Origin of the sequence: Streptomyces ochraceiscleroticus (genome assembly GCF_000720485.1) — a bacterium.
Taxonomy (GTDB): Bacteria; Actinomycetota; Actinomycetes; order Streptomycetales; family Streptomycetaceae; genus Streptomyces; species Streptomyces ochraceiscleroticus.
In genome coordinates, this window is the sequence record NZ_JOAX01000008.1 from 135,176 (window position 1) to 151,714 (window position 16,539).

The 16,539-nt window shown below is 73.7% G+C and carries 16 protein-coding genes and 1 tRNA gene; 10 read left to right on the forward strand and 7 right to left on the reverse strand.

The window, feature by feature from the left end; all coding sequences use genetic code 11:
• Positions 1–21 precede the first annotated feature (21 nt).
• Positions 22–1,116: a TerD family protein gene (locus tag IG84_RS0112750; RefSeq protein ID WP_031055175.1), complete on the reverse strand. Its 1,095-nt coding sequence runs from the start codon at positions 1,114–1,116 to the stop codon at positions 22–24.
• Positions 1,117–1,389: 273 nt separating this feature from the next.
• Here IG84_RS0112750 and IG84_RS0112755 point away from each other — a divergent pair, with 273 nt between their 5' ends.
• The 3 genes from IG84_RS0112755 to IG84_RS0112765 are packed head-to-tail and all read left to right on the forward strand — an operon-like array spanning position 1,390 to position 5,823.
• On the forward strand, positions 1,390–2,568 hold the full coding sequence (locus IG84_RS0112755) for an HpcH/HpaI aldolase/citrate lyase family protein (RefSeq protein ID WP_031055177.1): 1,179 nt from the start codon (positions 1,390–1,392) through the stop codon (positions 2,566–2,568).
• Positions 2,561–5,020: a phosphoribosyltransferase gene (locus tag IG84_RS0112760; RefSeq protein WP_031055178.1), complete on the forward strand. Its 2,460-nt coding sequence runs from the start codon at positions 2,561–2,563 to the stop codon at positions 5,018–5,020. Before IG84_RS0112755 ends, IG84_RS0112760 begins: the two co-directional genes overlap by 8 nt.
• A complete protein-coding gene (locus IG84_RS0112765; RefSeq protein WP_031055180.1) occupies positions 5,017–5,823 on the forward strand; it encodes an HAD family hydrolase in 807 nt (268 codons plus the stop codon). The genes IG84_RS0112760 and IG84_RS0112765 overlap by 4 nt, the downstream gene beginning before the upstream one ends.
• A gap of 21 nt (positions 5,824–5,844) precedes the next feature.
• On the opposite strand, the gene IG84_RS0112770 is transcribed toward IG84_RS0112765, so the two are convergent.
• The 5 genes from IG84_RS0112770 to IG84_RS0112790 form a co-directional block, all read right to left on the reverse strand.
• Positions 5,845–6,057, reverse strand: a complete 213-nt coding sequence (locus IG84_RS0112770; RefSeq protein ID WP_030618155.1) for an FmdB family zinc ribbon protein — start codon at positions 6,055–6,057, stop codon at positions 5,845–5,847.
• A gap of 48 nt (positions 6,058–6,105) precedes the next feature.
• Positions 6,106–7,074 (reverse strand): sugar kinase, encoded by a 969-nt coding sequence (locus IG84_RS0112775; RefSeq protein ID WP_031055182.1) that lies wholly within the window; start codon positions 7,072–7,074, stop codon positions 6,106–6,108.
• The gene (locus IG84_RS0112780) at positions 7,071–7,709 is read right to left on the reverse strand and encodes a bifunctional 4-hydroxy-2-oxoglutarate aldolase/2-dehydro-3-deoxy-phosphogluconate aldolase (RefSeq protein ID WP_031055183.1); all 639 of its coding nucleotides are present in this window, start codon (positions 7,707–7,709) and stop codon (positions 7,071–7,073) included. The genes IG84_RS0112775 and IG84_RS0112780 overlap by 4 nt, the downstream gene beginning before the upstream one ends.
• 125 nt (positions 7,710–7,834) lie before the next feature.
• Positions 7,835–8,470, reverse strand: a complete 636-nt coding sequence (locus IG84_RS37920) for a DUF4383 domain-containing protein (protein ID WP_051861653.1) — start codon at positions 8,468–8,470, stop codon at positions 7,835–7,837.
• 111 nt (positions 8,471–8,581) lie between these two features.
• Positions 8,582–9,841 carry a coiled-coil domain-containing protein gene (locus IG84_RS0112790; RefSeq protein WP_051861654.1) on the reverse strand — a complete coding sequence of 420 codons (1,260 nt, stop codon included), beginning with the start codon at positions 9,839–9,841 and terminating at the stop codon, positions 8,582–8,584.
• 233 nt (positions 9,842–10,074) lie between these two features.
• Between IG84_RS0112790 and IG84_RS0112795 the strand changes: the two genes are divergently transcribed.
• The 6 genes from IG84_RS0112795 (at position 10,075) to IG84_RS42205 (ending at position 15,132) form a co-directional block, all read left to right on the forward strand.
• A tRNA-Val gene (locus IG84_RS0112795) sits at positions 10,075–10,146 on the forward strand.
• A gap of 82 nt (positions 10,147–10,228) precedes the next feature.
• The gene (locus IG84_RS0112800; protein ID WP_051861655.1) at positions 10,229–10,909 is read left to right on the forward strand and encodes a chemotaxis protein CheB; all 681 of its coding nucleotides are present in this window, start codon (positions 10,229–10,231) and stop codon (positions 10,907–10,909) included.
• A gap of 7 nt (positions 10,910–10,916) precedes the next feature.
• On the forward strand, positions 10,917–11,732 hold the full coding sequence (locus tag IG84_RS0112805; protein ID WP_031055194.1) for a Crp/Fnr family transcriptional regulator: 816 nt from the start codon (positions 10,917–10,919) through the stop codon (positions 11,730–11,732).
• A gap of 116 nt (positions 11,733–11,848) precedes the next feature.
• Complete coding sequence (locus tag IG84_RS0112810; RefSeq protein ID WP_031055197.1) at positions 11,849–13,240, forward strand: FAD-binding oxidoreductase; 1,392 nt, start codon at positions 11,849–11,851, stop codon at positions 13,238–13,240.
• 340 nt (positions 13,241–13,580) lie between these two features.
• On the forward strand, positions 13,581–14,186 hold the full coding sequence (locus tag IG84_RS41125) for a hypothetical protein (protein WP_031055199.1): 606 nt from the start codon (positions 13,581–13,583) through the stop codon (positions 14,184–14,186).
• A gap of 310 nt (positions 14,187–14,496) precedes the next feature.
• The gene (locus IG84_RS42205) at positions 14,497–15,132 is read left to right on the forward strand and encodes an STAS domain-containing protein (RefSeq protein WP_245659330.1); all 636 of its coding nucleotides are present in this window, start codon (positions 14,497–14,499) and stop codon (positions 15,130–15,132) included.
• 119 nt (positions 15,133–15,251) lie between these two features.
• On the opposite strand, the gene IG84_RS0112825 is transcribed toward IG84_RS42205, so the two are convergent.
• The gene (locus IG84_RS0112825; RefSeq protein WP_245659331.1) at positions 15,252–16,130 is read right to left on the reverse strand and encodes an alpha/beta fold hydrolase; all 879 of its coding nucleotides are present in this window, start codon (positions 16,128–16,130) and stop codon (positions 15,252–15,254) included.
• Between the two features lie 80 nt (positions 16,131–16,210).
• Between IG84_RS0112825 and IG84_RS41820 the strand changes: the two genes are divergently transcribed.
• Entirely contained in the window at positions 16,211–16,534 is a 324-nt protein-coding gene (locus IG84_RS41820; RefSeq protein ID WP_031055207.1) for a hypothetical protein, read from the forward strand.
• Positions 16,535–16,539 lie beyond the last annotated feature (5 nt).

The following is a 16,539-nucleotide window of genomic DNA, read 5'->3' on the forward strand; positions in this document are numbered from 1 at the left end:
CCGGACGCCGTGTCGCGCGCCTCAGCGGTTCTGGAACTGCGGACCCTGCGGCGGCAGTACCAGCGGCCCGTTGTCCGGCACCGGCGCGGTGGCCGGTCCGTCGGGCGCGGGCGGCGGGTAGCCGTAGCCGGTGGCCGCGGTCTGCGGCTGCGGATAGCCGTACGCGGGCTGCGCCTGGCCGGGCCCCGGCTGCGGGCCCGGGTAGCCGTACGCGGGCCCGGGGGACTGCTCGGGCGGCGGGCCCGGGTAGCCGTACGCGGGCGGGCCGGGCGGCATGGGCGGCGGCGGGGGCACGTTCTCCGGGTAGCCGTAGCCGCCCGGGCCGGCCGCCGGAGCGCCGGTGGGCTGCGTCGGCGGCGCGAACGCCGCGGTGACGACGGGATCCATGGCCCCGGCGGCCGGTTCGGGGAACGGCACGGGGTCCGGCACGGCACGCGTGACGTCCTCGGAGCCGACCGGCGGCGGCCCGGGCACCGCCTGGGTCGCGTCGTCAGCGCCCGGCACGGCGCCCCGCGCCCCGTCGGCCCCCTGCGCGGCGCCGGACGGCTCAGCGGCGTCGTCCGCCGCGTCCTCGCCCTCGTCCACCGAGATGCCGAACTCGGTCGCCAGCCCCACCAGGCCGCTGTCGTACCCCTGGCCCAGCGCGCGGAACTTCCAGGCGTCCGCCCGCCGGTACAGCTCGCCGCAGATCAGCGCGGTCTCCTCGCCGGTCTCCGGCTCCACCTCGAACACCGCCAGTGGTTCCCCGTCGCTTCCGGTCGCGTCGTACAGTTCCACCCGCAGATCCGGCACCTGCCCGAACGGGCCGTCGTCCGCCGACGCGGCCACCACGACCCGGTCCACCGACGGGTCCAGCGCCGCGAGATCCGCCTCGACGGTGTCGGTCAGCGCGTCGGACAGCCGCTTCTTGGGGAGATGACGCACTGCTCCGCTGGGGTGCCGCGGCTGGTTGTAGAACACGAAGTCCGCGTCCGAGCGCACCCGTCCGTCGGCGCCCAGCAGCAGTGCGGAGGCGTCCACGTCGGGCACTTCCGTGCCCGGTGTCCAGCGCAGGACGGCGCGTACGGCAGTGGCATCGAGGGGCACGTTCGACCCCTTCTGCATGGCGTGCGTCATGACGTCATCCTGCCTGCTGAGCGGGGCGGCGGACAACGCGGGGGCGCGCCCGGCCCGGGAAACGGCGGCGCGCGGTGCCCTCCGGCAGGGTGTGCGGTCCTCCTCCGGCCGGGCGCGGGGCTCGCTCCTGCCGGGCGCGCGTCACGTGAATTTCACCTGCGCGGGAACTTTCCATAGGGGTCCACACGTACGATTACCGACCGGATCCAGACACCGGAAGCCGGGGAAAGCACCGCAGGGGTGGCCGAATCCCGCCCGCACACGGGGAGTTGTATGCGTCATTTCGGACACCTGCCGCCGGGCCTCCGCGCGACGCTCTTCCACCAGGAGCCCGGTGAGTTCACCGCCGACTCCCCGCAGCGGCTGCTCGCGGTCGCGCTCGGCGCCACCCTCTACAGCCCCGCGACCAGGCCCCGGCTCGCCGCCGACGTGGTCAAGCAGGCCGCGCGCGGCGTCGTGTCGATGGTGCTGTGCCTGGAGGACTCCATCGGCGACGACGACGTGGCGGCCGGCGAGGACAACCTCGTACGGCAGTTCACCGAGCTGGCCGAAAGGGAGGCCGGAGACCCGGAAAGTCCGCTTCCCCTTCTCTTCATCCGTGTCCGCACCCCCGACCAGATACCGGACCTGACCCGGCGGCTCGGCCCGGCCGTCCGGCTGCTCTCCGGGTTCGTGCTGCCGAAGTTCACCGCGCTGCGCGGCGTGCCGTTCCTGGAGGCCCTCGCCGCCGCCGAAGCGGCCTGCGGGCGGCGGCTGTTCGCGATGCCGGTGCTGGAGTCCCCCGAGCTGCTCCACCTGGAGAGCCGCACGGAGACCCTGCAGGGCATCGCCCGCACCGTCGACGCCTACCGCGACCGCGTCCTCGCGCTGCGCCTCGGCGTCACGGACTTCTGCTCGGCGTACGGCCTGCGCCGCGCGCCGGACATGACCGCGTACGACGTACGGATCGTCGCGTCCGTGATCGCCGATGTCGTCAACGTCCTGGGCCGCGCCGACGGCAGCGGCTTCACCGTCACCGGGCCGGTCTGGGAGTACTTCCGGCTGCACGAGCGGATGTTCAAGCCGCAGCTCCGGCAGAGCCCCTTCCGGGGCCGCGCCGAGGAGCTGCGCACCTCCCTCATCGAGCACGCCATGGACGGCCTGCTGCGCGAGATCGAGCTGGACCGGGCGAACGGCCTGCAGGGCAAGACCTGCATCCATCCCTCGCACGTCCCCCCGGTGCACGCCCTGTCGGTCGTCAGCCACGAGGAGTTCAGCGACGCGGCCGACATCCTGCGCCCCGAGCGCGACGGCGGCGGCGTCCTGCGCTCCGCCTACACGAACAAGATGAACGAGGTGAAGCCGCACCGCGCCTGGGCGGAGCGCACGCTGCTGCGCGCCGAGGTCTTCGGCGTCGCGCGCGAGGGCGTCAGCTTCGTGGAACTGCTGGCGGCGAGCGTGCCGCATGCCTGAGAACACGCCTGAGAAGAGGAACGACACAGTGGTGTGGACCGGCACATGGGTCGCGGAGCGGCTCGGAGTCGAACTGAACGGCGCGGACGGGCTGTCCGGGCTGCTGGGGCTCGCGCTGCGGCGCAACCCCAAGCGGGCCCATCTGCTCGTGTCGCAGGTGCTCGGCAAGCATGTGCCGCAGCGGCCCGCCGTGGTGTACGAAGCGGGGCACGGCCTCGGCCGCCGGGTCCGCGCGCTGCTGGGTGACGAGGCCGCCGCGCGGGCCGTGGTCCTCGGATACGCCGAGACCGCCACCGGCCTCGGGCACAGCGTCGCCGACGGCCTGGCGCTCGCGACGTACATCCACTCCACCCGGCGCCCCGTGCCCGGCGTCGAGCAGGCCGGCGGCTTCGAGGAGGAGCACAGCCACGCCACCTCGCACCTGCTGCTCCCCGAGGACCCCGCCCTGCTCACCGGCGACGGCCCGCTGGTCCTGGTCGACGACGAGTTCTCCACCGGGCGCACGGTCCTCAACACCATCGCGGCCCTGCACGCCCGTTACCCCCGTCCGCGGTACGTGATCGTGGCCCTGACCGACATGCGGTCCGCGGCGGACCGTGCCCACCTGGAGAAGTTCGCCGCCGAACTGGGGGCGCGCGTCGACCTGGTGGCGCTGGCCGCCGGGACGGCCATACTCCCGGCGGACGTACTGGAGCGCGGCCAGGCGCTGGTGGCGGAGTACGGCACGGAGCCCGCCGCCGTCCCCGCCGCCCGGGACGCGGCCCGGGCCGGGATCACCCGGACCGCCCTGGAGTGGCCCGCCGGGCTCCCGGACGGCGGCCGGCACGGCTTCACCCCGGACCACCGCGCCCGGCTGGAGGCCGCGCTGCCCGGCATGGCGGCCCGGATCGCGACCGCGCTGGGCGAGCGCGGGCTCCGCGCGGACGTCCGCGTGCTCGTCCTCGGCAACGAAGAGCTGATGTACGCGCCACTGCGGCTGGCCTGCGCGCTGGACGAGGCGCTGCCCGCCGAGGTCCGCTTCTCCACCACGACGCGCTCCCCGGTGCTCGCCGTGGACGACCCCGGCTACGCGATCCGTACGAAGCTCGCCTTCCCGGCGCACGACCGCCCCGCGGACGGCCCGGGCGAGCGGTACGCGTACAACGTCGCGCCCGGCACGGACCCCGGCCGCCGCTTCGACGCGGTCGTCGCGCTCGTCGACTCGGCGGGCGACACCCCCGAACTGCACGCGCCGGGCGGCCTGCTGGCATCCCTCGCCGCGCACACGGACCACGTCCTGCTCGGCGTCGTCCCCGCGTACAGACCGGGAGCCGGACCACTGCGCGGCCCCGCCTTCTCCTCCTACGCCCCCGAGGACGTCGGCTGGCTGCTCCAGGACTTCTCCGACGTCACCCTCGAAGCGCCCACCGAGGAGCGCGAGGAGGCGATCCAGCGCGGCGGCGCGCACTACGCCGAGTCGCTGCCGGTGGAGTACCAGCCGAGCGAGGAGTATCAGGCGCTCTTCCGTGCCGCGCTGGAGATCTCGGCGGCGCGCATCGCGCGGGCCGTCGGCGCGGTCACCGAAACGGTGCTGGCCGAGCGGTCGCCCCGCCCGGTGCTGGTCTCCCTCGCCCGCGCCGGCACCCCCGTCGGCGTCCTGATGCGCCGCTGGGCACAGTACGCACACGGCCTGGACCTGCCGCACTACGCGATATCGATCGTCCGCGGCCGCGGCATCGACACCACCGCGCTGCGCTGGCTCGCCGCCCACCACGACCCGGCCGACGTGGTCTTCGTCGACGGCTGGACCGGCAAGGGCGCGATCACCCGCGAACTGGCGCAGGCGCTCCGGGACTTCCCCGGCGCGGCCTTCGACCCGCGCATCGCGGTGCTCGCCGACCCCGGCGGCTGCGTGGACACCTACGGCACCCGCGACGACTTCCTCATCCCCTCCGCCTGTCTGAACTCCACGGTCTCCGGGCTGATATCCCGTACGGTGCTCCGCGGCGACCTGGTGGGCCCGGACGACTTCCACGGCGCGAAGTTCTACTGCGAGCTGGCGGACACGGACGTCTCGCAGCACTTCCTCGACACCGTCGCGGCCCGCTTCGACGAGGTCGCGGCGGACGCCCGCGCCGACGCCGCGGCGCTGCTCGCCGCCGACCGCACACCCACCTGGGAGGGCTGGGCAGCGGTGGAGCGGATCAGCGAGGAGTACGGCATCCACGACGTCAACCTCGTGAAGCCGGGCGTCGGCGAGACCACCCGCGTGCTGCTGCGCCGCGTGCCCTGGAAGATCCTCGCGCGCAAGGGCGCGGGCGCGGACCTGGAACACATACGGCTGCTGGCCGAGCAGCGCGGTGTACCGGTGGAGGAGACCGACGGCCTGCCGTACAGCGCCGTCGGGCTGATCCACCCGCGCTACACCCGCGGCGCGACCGGCGCCGACGGCAGGGCGGTGGCGGCGCAGTGAACACCCTGATAGCCAGTGATCTCGACCGTACGCTGATCTACTCCGCGGCCGCGCTCGCGCTGACCATGCCCGATGCGCGGGCGCCGCGCCTGCTGTGTGTCGAGGTGTACGGGCAGAAGCCGCTGTCGTACATGACCGAGACTGCGGCCGGGCTGCTGGAGGACCTGGCGCGGTCCGGGACCTTCGTACCGGCCACCACCCGCACCCGCGAGCAGTACGGGCGCATCCATCTGCCGGGCCCTGCCCCCGAGTTCGCGGTCTGCGCCAACGGTGGGCATCTGCTCGTCGACGGCGAGTCGGACCGCGACTGGCAGCGGACGGTCGCCGCCCGGCTGGCCGCCGAATGCGCATCGCTGACGGAGGTACGCGCTCATCTGCTGGCCGCCGCCGACCCGTCCTGGCTGTTGAAGGAACGTATCGCCGAGGATCTGTTCGCGTATCTCGTCGTCGACCGGGAGCGCCTGCCCGAGACCTGGGTGAAGGATCTCGCGGACTGGGCGGACGGCCGCGGCTGGGCGGTGTCCCTCCAGGGTCGCAAGATCTACGCCGTACCGAAGCCGCTGACCAAGAGCGCGGCGGTCCGGGAAATCGCCCGCCGTACGGGTGCCGACACGATCCTGGCGGCCGGCGACTCGCTCCTGGACGCCGATCTGCTGCTGGTCGCCGACCGCGGCTGGCGTCCGGGCCACGGCGAACTGGCCGACTCCGGCTGGACCGCCCCGCGGGTCACGGCGCTGACCGAGCGCGGCGCCGCGGCGGGCGAGGAGATCGTACGGGCGTTCCTGGCGGGCCTGGACGGCTGAGCACCCCGGCCCCGTGGGGCCTCAGCCGCAGCAGCCGCCCCCGCAGCAGCCGCCGCCTCCGCCCCCGCTCGGGGCCGGCGCCGCTGCCGTACCGCCGACCGCGACGGCCGACAGCAGCTTCACCGTGTCGGCGTGGCCCTCGGGGCAGGGGGCCGGCGCGGCGGACTCGGCCATCGGGCGGCTGACCTCGAAGGTCGTCTCGCAGGAGCGGCAGCGGTACTCGTATCGGGGCATGGCCCAAGAATACGGCGGGCGGGCCGGGGCCCGCCGGGACACCGGCGCTCAGCGCACGACCGTGCCCGGAGCCGCGCCCAGCATGCCCAGTTCGGCGCGGGTCGGGGCGCCCTCCCAGTCACCGGGCGAGGCCACCGCGAACGCGCCCGTGGTGACCGCGCGCTCCAGCCGCCCGGCCACTGGCTCGCCGTCCAGCAGGGCCGAGAGGTACCCGGCCACGAAGGCGTCGCCCGCGCCGACCGCGTCCACCGCCCGTACGGCCTTCGCGGGCGCGTGCACCGGCCCGTCGGCCGTGTACGCGGTGGCGCCGGACGCGCCGAGCTTGACGACGACCTCGCGGGGCCCGGCCTTCAGGAGCCAATCGGCCTGCGCGGCAGGCGAAGACACGCTCTCCGGCAGGCACAGCGGCAGCTCGTCCTCGGAGGCGATCAGTACGTCCACGGACGGCACCCAGGAGCACAGCACCTCGGCCGCCGCTTCCGCGCTCCACAGCCGGGACCGGAAGTTCACGTCCAGGCAGACCGTGCTGCCGTGCGCGCGGGCCAGCCGCAGGGCCCGTTCAGCCGCTCCCTGCGCCTCGGGGCCCAGCGCGGGGGTGATGCCGGTGAGATGCAGGACGCGCGGCGGCGCGGCCGCGAACGCCCGCTCCACGGCGTCCGCGCGCAGCCGCGAACCGGCCGAGCCCGCCCGGTAGTAGTGCACCCGCGTCACCTCGGGCAGCCGCGGCTCGAACATCAGCAGCCCGGTCGGCGCGCCGCCGTCGTCCGTCGACGCGCCCGAGACGTCCACGCCCTCGGCCCGCAGCGTCCGCAGCACGAGCTGCCCGGCCTCGTCGTCGCCGACCGCGCCCGCCCAGCGCACCGGGTGCCCGAGCCGGGCCAGGCCGATGGCCACGTTGCTCTCGGCGCCCGCGACGGACACCTGCATCGTGCCGCCCAGCTTCAGCGGCCCGCTGCCGCGCAGCGCGACCATCGTCTCGCCGAGGGTGAGTACCTCTGCCGTGCCCGTACCGCTCACGCCAGCCCCTCCGCGCCCTCGGCGCAGACCTCCAGGAAGTCGGCGGTCCGCCGGCGCAGCCCGTCCAGGTCGCCGCCGTCCGCCGCGTCCCCGATGAGCGGCGAGCCGACGCCCACCGCCACCGCGCCCGCGGCCAGATACGCGCGGGCCGCCGCCGCGTCCACGCCGCCCACCGGCACGAACGGCAGCTCCGGGAAGGGCGCCCGCAGCGCCTTGAGGTACGCGGGGCCGCCGATGGAGGCGGGGAAGAGCTTCAGGGCCGTCGCTCCGGCGGCCTTCGCCGCGATCACCTCGGTCGGCGTCATCACCCCGGCCACCACCGGCAGCCCCCGGCGCACGCACTCGTCCACGCCGGCGCCCAGCCCCGGCGTGACCGCCAGGTTCGCGCCGGCCTCGGCGGCCCGCTCGACGTCCTCAGCGGTGGTGACCGTGCCCGCGCCCAGCCACGCGTCCGGCCCCAGCTCCTGCCGCGCCCGCCGGATGACGCCGAGCGCGTCCGCCCCGCTGAGCGAGACCTCGACGAGCCGCACCCCCTCCTCGGCGAGGGTCATGACCGTACGGAAGGACGCCTCGGGGTCCTTGCCGCGGATGATGGCGACGAGTCGCCCGGCCCGGAGCGCTGCGCTGAAGTCCATGGTTCTCCCGGTGGGTGCGGCGGTGGGCGGTCCTTGCCGCCCATTCTGAATCACCCCGCGCCGCACCGGCGGACGCGGGCCCCTCGACCACGACGCCCTCCTCCGGCCGGTCCACTAGAACCCCGTCATGCTCCCTCTCCCCGTCGCGTCGCGCCGTGCCGCAGCGTGCCGTCCTGCCGCGCCTTCCGCAGCAGCGCTGCCTGCTGCGGGTTCAGCCGGGCGGAGCGGGGCACGGCCTCGGGGTGCCGGGCGCGCCAGTACGGGTTGTCGTGCGGCAGGCCGCCGCTGACCCGGCCGTACATGCCGAAGACCAGCAGCATCACCCCGACCACAAAGCTGAACAGGACGTTCTGGAGGTGGAAGGCGAGGTAGTTGAAGCCGGTCTCCAGGACCGCCAGATTGACGAAGCCGCTCAGCAGGAAGGCGAGGCCGAGCACGGTGTTCAGGGTGGAGGCGAAGTTCCCGCCGATCACCATCCCCACGAAGAGGAGCAGGCCGATGAGGATGGACAGCACGCTCAGCGCGCCGTTCGTGTTCAGGCCCGCGACCGTGTCGCCGCCGGTGTCGAAGAAGCCGATCCGGTCGATCAGGCCGAGGACGCCGAAGGCGACCAGTACCAGTCCCATCAGCCCGGCGCCGACCCGGTAGACCGTACTGAGCCGGTGGTCGACGGGCAGATGCTCGTCGAGCCTGGTGTGCCGCCGGGGAGCGTGCCGCCGCGGGGTGTGGGAGGGCCCGTGAAGGGCGTGGCCAGCAGTCATGTCCGGCCTCCTTTGCACAGAAGGACCGCCAGGGCCGTACCGCCGTACCTCCCTCCAGCTTCCGCCTCCGGGGGCGCGGACGCCATCGCACGGCCGGGCGGGCTCCGGCGGTCAGCTCCCGCCGCCCCGTTCCTCGCGGATCGCCTGGACGACCCGCGCCGCGGTCTCCCGTACCGCGTCCGTCTCGGTCAGGAAGTGCCACCAGTCCGGATGCCGGCTGCCCTCCAGCCCGGCCTCCGCCCGCTCCAGTCGCGCCACGGCCTCGTCCAGCGGCCGCGCGTGCCGGGGATCGGGCGTGCTCCGCCCCGCCATCGCCAGCCGCTGCGCGTCCCGGATCGCGAACCGCGTCCGCTCGACCTCCCGCTTCCGGTCGAAGGACACCTCGTCCAGCCGCCGCAGCCGGTCCCCGGCGGCCGACACCGCCTCGTCCGTCGTGTTCAGCAGCGCCCGTACGGTCGCCAGCAGACTCGTCGCGTCCGCCCACCGCTGCTCGTCCCGCGCGCCCTGCGCCTCCCGCAGCTTCACTTCCGCCTGCCGTACGGCGTCCGCCGCCTGCTGCGGCACCTGCTGCAGGTCCTGCCAGCACGCCGCGCTGTACCGCCGCCGCAGCTCGCTCAGTACGGGGTCCACGTTCCCCGCCCGCGTCGTGATCGCCTGCGCCCGGGTCCGCAGCGACACCAGCCGCTTGTCGATCTCCGCGGCCTTCTCCGGCAGCCGCTCCGCCTCGCTCCGTACGGCCTCGGCCCGGCGCAGGACGTCATCGGCGCGCTGGATCGTCTCCTGTACGCCGTGCTGCCCGGCCCCCTGGTTCAGCTTGGTCAGCTCGGGTGACAGCGCCGCCAGCCGGGCCGCGAGATCATCGGCCTTCAGGCCGCCCGCGCGCACCGCGTCCAGCGCCTGGGTCGCCGCCAGCAGCGCCTGCCGGGCCCGCTCCACCGCCGGCGCCAGCCGCGCGAGCTGCGTCTCCGCGGTCTGCAGCAGCGGCCCGAGGCCCTGCGCGAACCGCTCCAGCTCCTTGCCGACCGCCGTCAGCTCGTCCTTGGCCCGGGCCAGATCGGCGCGCGCCCGGGAGGCAGCGGCACCGTCAAGATCGTCCCGGTCCAGATCATGGGCGTCCACGGCCGCGATGTACGTCCGGCTGACCTCGTCGATCCGCTGCCCGAGCTGCGCGTACCCCTCGGCGGCCCGCCGCGCGCCCGGCGAGTCGTCCACCGCCGTGATCGTCTCGATCGAGATCCGCAGGTCCCGCTGCGCGGTGTCCAGCTCGTAGAACGCGGCCGCCGCGGCATCCTTCGCCGCCTGCGCCTCGGCCCGCTGACTCTCCCCGCGCCCGAACCACCGTCTGGTACCGCCACCGGCGAACGCCATCATCCCCCCACCGACTGCCGTCGCGGCCGGCACCGGCACCGACGACGTGCTCGCTGCTCGTACGACCGCGTGTGTGTCGCCGTCACAACCCTCTCCCGCTCGCGTCGCCCCAGGCCCGAAGCCATTCTCCCACCCTGTACGGACGAACACACCGGCCGGTAGGTTCACCATCCGGACGCTTCCCCACACGGGTTTGCGAACCATCCCCGCAGGCAAGGTAGTCTGTCGGTTCATCCGGGCGCATAGCTCAGCGGTAGAGCGCTGCTCTTACAAAGCAGATGTCACAGGTTCAAATCCTGTTGTGCCCACGTGTATGAAGACCCCCAGCCGGCTCGGCTGGGGGTCTTCGGCGTCTTCGGGGCGTCTCGGCGCGAGGATTAGGGTGGCGTTGTGTTCGGTACCGGGCAGAGGGCTGCTGCGTTCGATGTCGTGTGTCTCGCGGCTTCGCTGGGTGGGGTGAGCGCCTACCGGGAGGTGCTCGCGGCGCTGCCCGAGGGGTTTCCGGCCGCGGTGGTGCTGGTGCAGCATCGGCCGGTGCGGGAGCAGGACGGGCTCGTCAAGGTACTGGGGTACCGCTCGGCGCTGCCGGTGCGGCTGCTGGCGGACGAGGACCGGCTCGCGCCGGGTGTCGCGCATGTCGTGCCGGCGGGGCGGTCGGCCGTTTTCACGCCGGCGGGGGACGTGTCGCTGCGCGCCGTCGAGGGCCACCGGGCGGCTGATCCGATGTTCGCCTCGGCCGCTGCCGCGTTCGGTCCGCGGGTGCTGGCGGCGGTGCTGACGGGGCGTATGGAGGACGGGGCGCTGGGGGCGCGGCACATCCGGGGTGCCGGGGGCCGGGTGCTCGCGCAGGACGCCGGAACGGCGGAAGCCTTCGGCATGCCCAGCGCGGCGATCGCCACCGGCTGCGTAGACTTTGTACTGCCCTTGCCGGTGCTGGCGCACGCGCTGGTCAGCCTGGTGATGGCGCCGGGTGCCGCAGGCTTGATGCGGGTGTCGCTGCCGCCCTGGGCGGCGGTGATCCCACCGGCGGTCGCCGCCCGAGAGCCGGTCGCCGGTCGTACGGAAGGGTGAGTGCGCCATGGCGGGCAACGCGCCGCCGGACAGCCGGCAGGACGGCGCCCTGGAGGACAACCGGCTGCTCGCCGCGCTGCCGAAGCGGGAGCTGGAGCGGCTGCGGTCCGGGCTGGAGCCGGTCGAGCTGAAGCTTTCGGACGTCTTGTACCGGCCCGGCGAGCGGATCGAGGCGCTGTGGTTCCCGGTACGCGGCGTGGTCTCGCTCCTCGCCGAGCTGGACGGGTCGGACGCCCAGCCGGACGGGTCGGGTCCCGAGTCGGGCGGGGCGGGCCCCGGGCCGGACGGTTCGGGCGCCGAACCGGGCGCGACGAGCGTCGAGGTCGCCACCGTGGGCGACGAGGGCGTGGTCGGGCTGCCGGTGTTCCTGGGCGTCGGCATCCCGACCGAGCGGGCGATGTGCCAGGTCGCCGGGTGGGCGCTGCGGATGGACGCCGACCGGTTCCGGCACGAGATCGCCGTGGTGGACGGCGCGTTCCAGCAGGTGCTGCACCGCTACACCCAGACCATGTTCACCCAGCTCGCCCGGAACGCGGCCTGCAACCGCAGCCACCGCACCCGGGAACGGTGCGCACGCTGGCTGCTGATGACCGCCGACCGTATGCACAGCGACGAGTTCGTGCTCACCCAGGAATTCCTCGCCCGGATGCTCACGGTGCGCAGATCCTCGGTGAGCGAGGTCGCCGGCGCGCTGGCCGAGGAGGGGTGCATCCGTTACCGCCGCGGCACGATCACCGTGCTGGACCGCCCGGGCCTGGAGGCCCGGGCGTGCAGTTGTTACCGGGCCCTCCGCGAGGTCACGGACGCCGCGTTCCCCCGGTAAGGCGGCACGACGGTAAGGCCGTAAGTACGTACGCGCGGTGGCTGGCGGAGGGTGGGCGCGGCGCTACGCTCGGGGGACCGGGGGAGCGGACCAGGTGGGTACCAGGGGGGTATCTGATGGCATCCCATGAGGTGAACGGTGCGGTACTGGCCGGTCTTCGGGCCGGGTTCGCCGGAGAACTGATCACGCCCGGTGATCCCTCGTACGACGAGCACCGCAGCGTCTTCAACGCGATGATCGACCGGCGGCCCGCCGTCATCGCGTGCTGTACGACCGCCGAGGACATCGGCCGGGCGGTCCGCTGGGCGCGCGAGGAGGGGCTGGAGATCGCGGTGCGCGGCGGCGGGCACGGCGTCGCCGGGACGGCGGTGAACGACGGCGGTCTCGTCGTCGACCTGCGGCGGATGAACGGCGCGACGGTCGATCCGGAGAGCCGTACGGCACGCGTCGGCGGCGGCGCGACCATGGGTGATCTCGACCGGGCGGCCGGCGCGCACGGGCTGGCGACGACCGGCGGGCGGGTCTCGACCACCGGCGTGGGCGGCTACACGCTGGGCGGCGGCTCTGGCTGGCTCGAGCGGAAGTACGGCCTGACCTGCGAGAACCTGCTGGAGGTCGAGCTGGTCACGGCGGCCGGGGAGACCGTACGGGCGAGCGGCGCCGAGAATCCGGAGCTCTTCTGGGCGCTGCACGGGGGCGGCGGCAACTTCGGGGTGGTGACGTCCTTCACGTTCCGGCTGCACGAACTGCCCGCGTTCAGCTTCGGGCTGCTGCTGTGGCGCCCGGAGGCCGGCCCCGAGGTGATGCGCGCGTACCGCGACTTCATGGCGGCGGCGCCCGACGAGGTCGGCGGCGCGCTGCTCTATCTCACCGGCCCGCCCGAGGAGTTCGTGCCCGCGCATCTGCGGGACCGGATGGCGTGCGCGTGCCTGATCACGTACGCGGGGCCGGTGGCGCGGGCGCGCGAGGTGATCGCGCCGATGCTGCGCCTCGGGCACGAGGGGGAGCTGATCGCGGACATGCCGTACGCGGACTTCCAGTGCATGCTCGACGACCCGCCCGGCTACCGGAATTACTGGTCGGCGGAGTACCTGGCGGAGCTGCCCGACCGTGCCGTCGACGCCTTCTGCGTGCGCGCCGGCGACATGGTCGTCCCCTCGCCGTCCCAGCATCTGCTGCTGCCCCAGGGCGGCGCGCTCGCGCGCGGCGCGGCGAACTATCCGGTGCCGTGGCGGTCGGCGCCGTGGGCGGTGCATCCGCTCGGCCTCTGGGAGGACCCGGCCGACGACGCGCGCGCCCGGCAGTGGGCGCGTGACCTGCGCGCCGACATGCGGCCGTGGTCGATCGGCGCGGTCAACCTCAACTTCATCGGGGACGAGGGCGGCGAACGGGTCGTCGCAGGCGTGGGCGCGGACAACCACGCGCGGCTCGCGGCGGTGAAGGCCGCGTACGACCCGGACAACGTCTTCCGCGGTAACCACAACATCGGGTCGGGGCGGGCCGCGTAGCCGCCGGGCCGTGCCGTACGGACGCCGGAAAGGGCCGGACACCGTACGGACGCCGGGTGTCCTTTCTGTCGGTTATGCAGGCGTGGTGACTTCCTGCGCCGGAAATGCAGCGGAAGGGGCGGGTGTGGCGGGGGAGGGAACAGTGTGCGCGTGAGGTGACCGAAGGGCGAAGTGGCCGGAATTGGCGGGTTCCGCGTCGATCGTGAGTTCTATGGTGAAGCGGAGTGGCCCCGGACCCCGGTCGCGCCTGTTCAGCGCGCCCTTTCAGTGGCGGAGTGCCGGTGGGATTCCCCGGCAGCAGGCCCCCGAGTCCACTTCCGAAGGAGAGCAGGGTCCGGCCATGGAGCAGAGTACGGCCGCCTCCCCCATGTCCCCGGCCGCCGGCCGCGCCCCCGCGTTCCGCTGGGGGCTCAGCGCACGGCGACGGCCCGGTAGCGACAAGGAGGCCACCGTGCTGGCTTGCGCGGTGCTGGACGCGCTCGGCGTGCCGGGGGAGGGGAGCGCGTCCCTGGTCTCTGACCTGGCCCGGGCGACGGCGTACGTGCTGACCCACGGCAGCGCGGACGCGTACCGCCTCACGATCGAGATCGACGGCGGGCAGTGCGCGGTACGGGTCGACGACCGGGAGACGGGCGAGGATTCCGGGGGCGAGGGGACCGGGCAGCAGGGCGCCGGGGACGCGGGCGCGGGGCGGCTGTGCGTGGACCACCGTACGGACGGCTCGCTCGCGGTGTTCTTCCGCCGGCCGTTCCCGGAGGTCACCGAGCTGGCGCCGGGTGGTCCGGAGAGGCAGGGCGGTGCGGAGGTGCCGGGCGGTCCGGCGAGGCCGAGCGGTCCGGAGCGGGAGGGCTCGGCGGACGTCGTTCCGCTGCCGGTCGTTCCGCTCGCGTCCGGGGCCTGCGGCAGGCCCGAGGCCGTCACCACGGATATGGCCGCCGAGGGTTGACCATTCACCGTTCTGCTTTATGCTTTCCGATGTTCGGGGATTTCCTGCATAAATGCAGCGTTCTGCCCTCCCCTCGCGGTGTTTTACGGTGCCATTCGGCCACGTCTGAGCCTGGTATGCCGTCAAGCGATATGGATAAAATTCACCCGTCAGTGGCGTTCTGTCCTGCCTGATCGATTCTGCGTTGCAGGGCGCGGTTACGGTGCCTGTGCATCCCAGACCCTGGTGCGTACTGGCCCGTCGCCGTGTTCGTGATACGGCCTGAAGTACAACTGGGGGTGACGTGGGGGGAAGCGACGCCGATGTGCAGGTGACCGTTCGCCGTGGTGGCGACCTGGTCGTTCTTGCACTTCATGGCGAACTCGACCTGGCCATGGCGCTGCGCATCGAAGCCGACGTTCTGCTGGCGCTGCACGCGCTGTACGCGCTGCGGCGGTCGGCGATATTTCCCGCTCCTCGGGCCCGGGCGGTGCCGAGGCCGCCGAGGGTGATTCCGCGGATACTTCCCCGCGTGAAGACCCTTCCGGAAGCCCGCCCCGACGTCCGGACCGAAGACCGTTCGGACGGTCATCCCGAAGTCCACCCCGAAGTGCCCGCGGAAATGATTCCACTGCCGGGCGGGCTTCCGGTCGCCCTTCCCGGATTTCTGCCCGAAGTACGGTTCGACGGGCTGCCCGGCGTGTTCGCGGGCCGCTGCGAGGCCGGCGGGAGGAACGCCAGGCCCGGCGAGAAGGCCATGGTGGTCGATCTGCGGCACGTCACGTTCATGGACTGCAGCGGCCTGGACCTGCTCTGCCGGCTGCGGGACCAGGTGACGGCCCGGGGCGGTCGGCTGGCGCTGATGAATCTCCGGCCCATCGTGCTCCGCCTGCTCAAACTGGCCGCCCTGCGCGAGCCGTTCGAGCTGGTCGAGCAGGTGGACGACGACGTGCGGCCCGGCGTCTGACGCCGCCCGGCGCCGGGCGGCACGCGCCCCGGCTCCCCGCGGGAGCAGCGACTGTCCGCGGGGGCCGGAGGCGGCGACGGGGCCGCTCGGGTCCCTGCGCGCGCCGGTCCCTGGGCGCTTCAGTACGCGGCACCCCGTAGGAATTCGGCCAGTTCACGGTCGAACCGTGCGGCATTCTCCAGGTTCACCATGTGGCCGGCGGCCGGAATACGGGCCCGTCGGGCGCCCGGCACCGCGAGGGCGACCGCATGGGCGTTGGCCGAAATATCGGTACTGTCCAGGTCGCCGTCCATGACGAGGGTCGGCACCCTGATCTCCGCCAGCCGGCCCGCCGCGCCGACCTCCAGGGCCATGCCGCGCCCCATCCCCTCGGCGTGCGCCCGCACGGTGGCCTTGGCCGTCGCCCGTATCCGCTCGCGCAAGTCGGCATCCACCGACGCCGGTTCGCGGTGCGGGCCGTCCACCCACATCCGCAGGAAGTGCTCGACGAAGAGCGTCACGCCGCCCGGTGCGCTCACCGCCGCGACCTGCTCCCTGATGTGGTGCAGCAGGAACGGGTCGGAGAACGCGCGGCCGCTGATGCCGGGCGCGGCCAGTACCAGAGCGGCGACGGCGTCCGGGTACACCAGCGCGCTGTCCAGCGCGACGCGCGCGCCGTGCGAGTGCCCGACCAACGTCGCGCGGGCGATGCCGAGATGGTCGAGCAGCGCCCGGAGGTCCTCGTGGTGGGCGTAGTCCCCGTCGACGACGGAGGAGCGGCCGTGGCCCCGCGCGTCGTACCGCACGACCCGGTACCCGGAGCGCGCGAGCCACTCGAACTGCTCGTCCCACATGGTCAGATCGAGCATGCCCTCGTGCAGCAGCACCACCGCCGGGCCCGCCCCCGCCGCCTCGTAGTACAGCTCGCCGCCCGCCACGGGGGCGGTGCCCGACTCGACGCCCGGCTCGGGGAACAACTCCGGCTCGACGCCTGCGGGCATCCTCATATCGCTGCTCATGGTGTCATGATCACACTTTTGCTCTGGATAAGGGAAGGGCGGGAGGGATCGGACAGAGTCGGTCACTTCGCCTGCTCGGGGTGCTCTTCCTGCCCGCGGCACGGCGCGACACGGAGCTGGTGAGCCCGGCCGCCTTCGAGGGGCTCGACGATCTCGCGCTGTGGCAGGGGCCGGTGGCAGGCGGCACGCTCAAGGGGGTTGAGCACCCGCCCGCGCGCATACGGGTCGAGATGCTCGCGCACCGGCGGATCGTGCTGGTCACGGACGCCGCACCGGCCACGTCCCAGCCGTTACCGGCGCGCGAGGCCATGAAGAAGCGCGTACTGGCACGGCACTTCGCGCGCGTCGGCACCACCGAGACGCACGGTCGCCGCGTCGACGTGTACGTACGAAAGCGTTCCTGAACTGT

Coding starts and splice junctions, on each gene's coding strand:
- IG84_RS0112805 (WP_031055194.1), top strand. CDS start 10,917: ATGGCGGGCAACGCGCCGCCGGACAGCCGGCAGGACGGCGCCCTGGAG.
- IG84_RS0112780 (WP_031055183.1), bottom strand. CDS start 7,709: ATGGACTTCAGCGCAGCGCTCCGGGCCGGGCGACTCGTCGCCATCATC.
- IG84_RS37920 (WP_051861653.1), bottom strand. CDS start 8,470: ATGACTGCTGGCCACGCCCTTCACGGGCCCTCCCACACCCCGCGGCGG.
- IG84_RS0112755 (WP_031055177.1), top strand. CDS start 1,390: ATGCGTCATTTCGGACACCTGCCGCCGGGCCTCCGCGCGACGCTCTTC.
- IG84_RS0112825 (WP_245659331.1), bottom strand. CDS start 16,130: ATGAGCAGCGATATGAGGATGCCCGCAGGCGTCGAGCCGGAGTTGTTC.
- IG84_RS0112790 (WP_051861654.1), bottom strand. CDS start 9,841: ATGATGGCGTTCGCCGGTGGCGGTACCAGACGGTGGTTCGGGCGCGGG.
- IG84_RS0112760 (WP_031055178.1), top strand. CDS start 2,561: ATGCCTGAGAACACGCCTGAGAAGAGGAACGACACAGTGGTGTGGACC.
- IG84_RS41125 (WP_031055199.1), top strand. CDS start 13,581: ATGGAGCAGAGTACGGCCGCCTCCCCCATGTCCCCGGCCGCCGGCCGC.
- IG84_RS0112770 (WP_030618155.1), bottom strand. CDS start 6,057: ATGCCCCGATACGAGTACCGCTGCCGCTCCTGCGAGACGACCTTCGAG.
- IG84_RS0112810 (WP_031055197.1), top strand. CDS start 11,849: ATGGCATCCCATGAGGTGAACGGTGCGGTACTGGCCGGTCTTCGGGCC.
- IG84_RS0112750 (WP_031055175.1), bottom strand. CDS start 1,116: ATGACGCACGCCATGCAGAAGGGGTCGAACGTGCCCCTCGATGCCACT.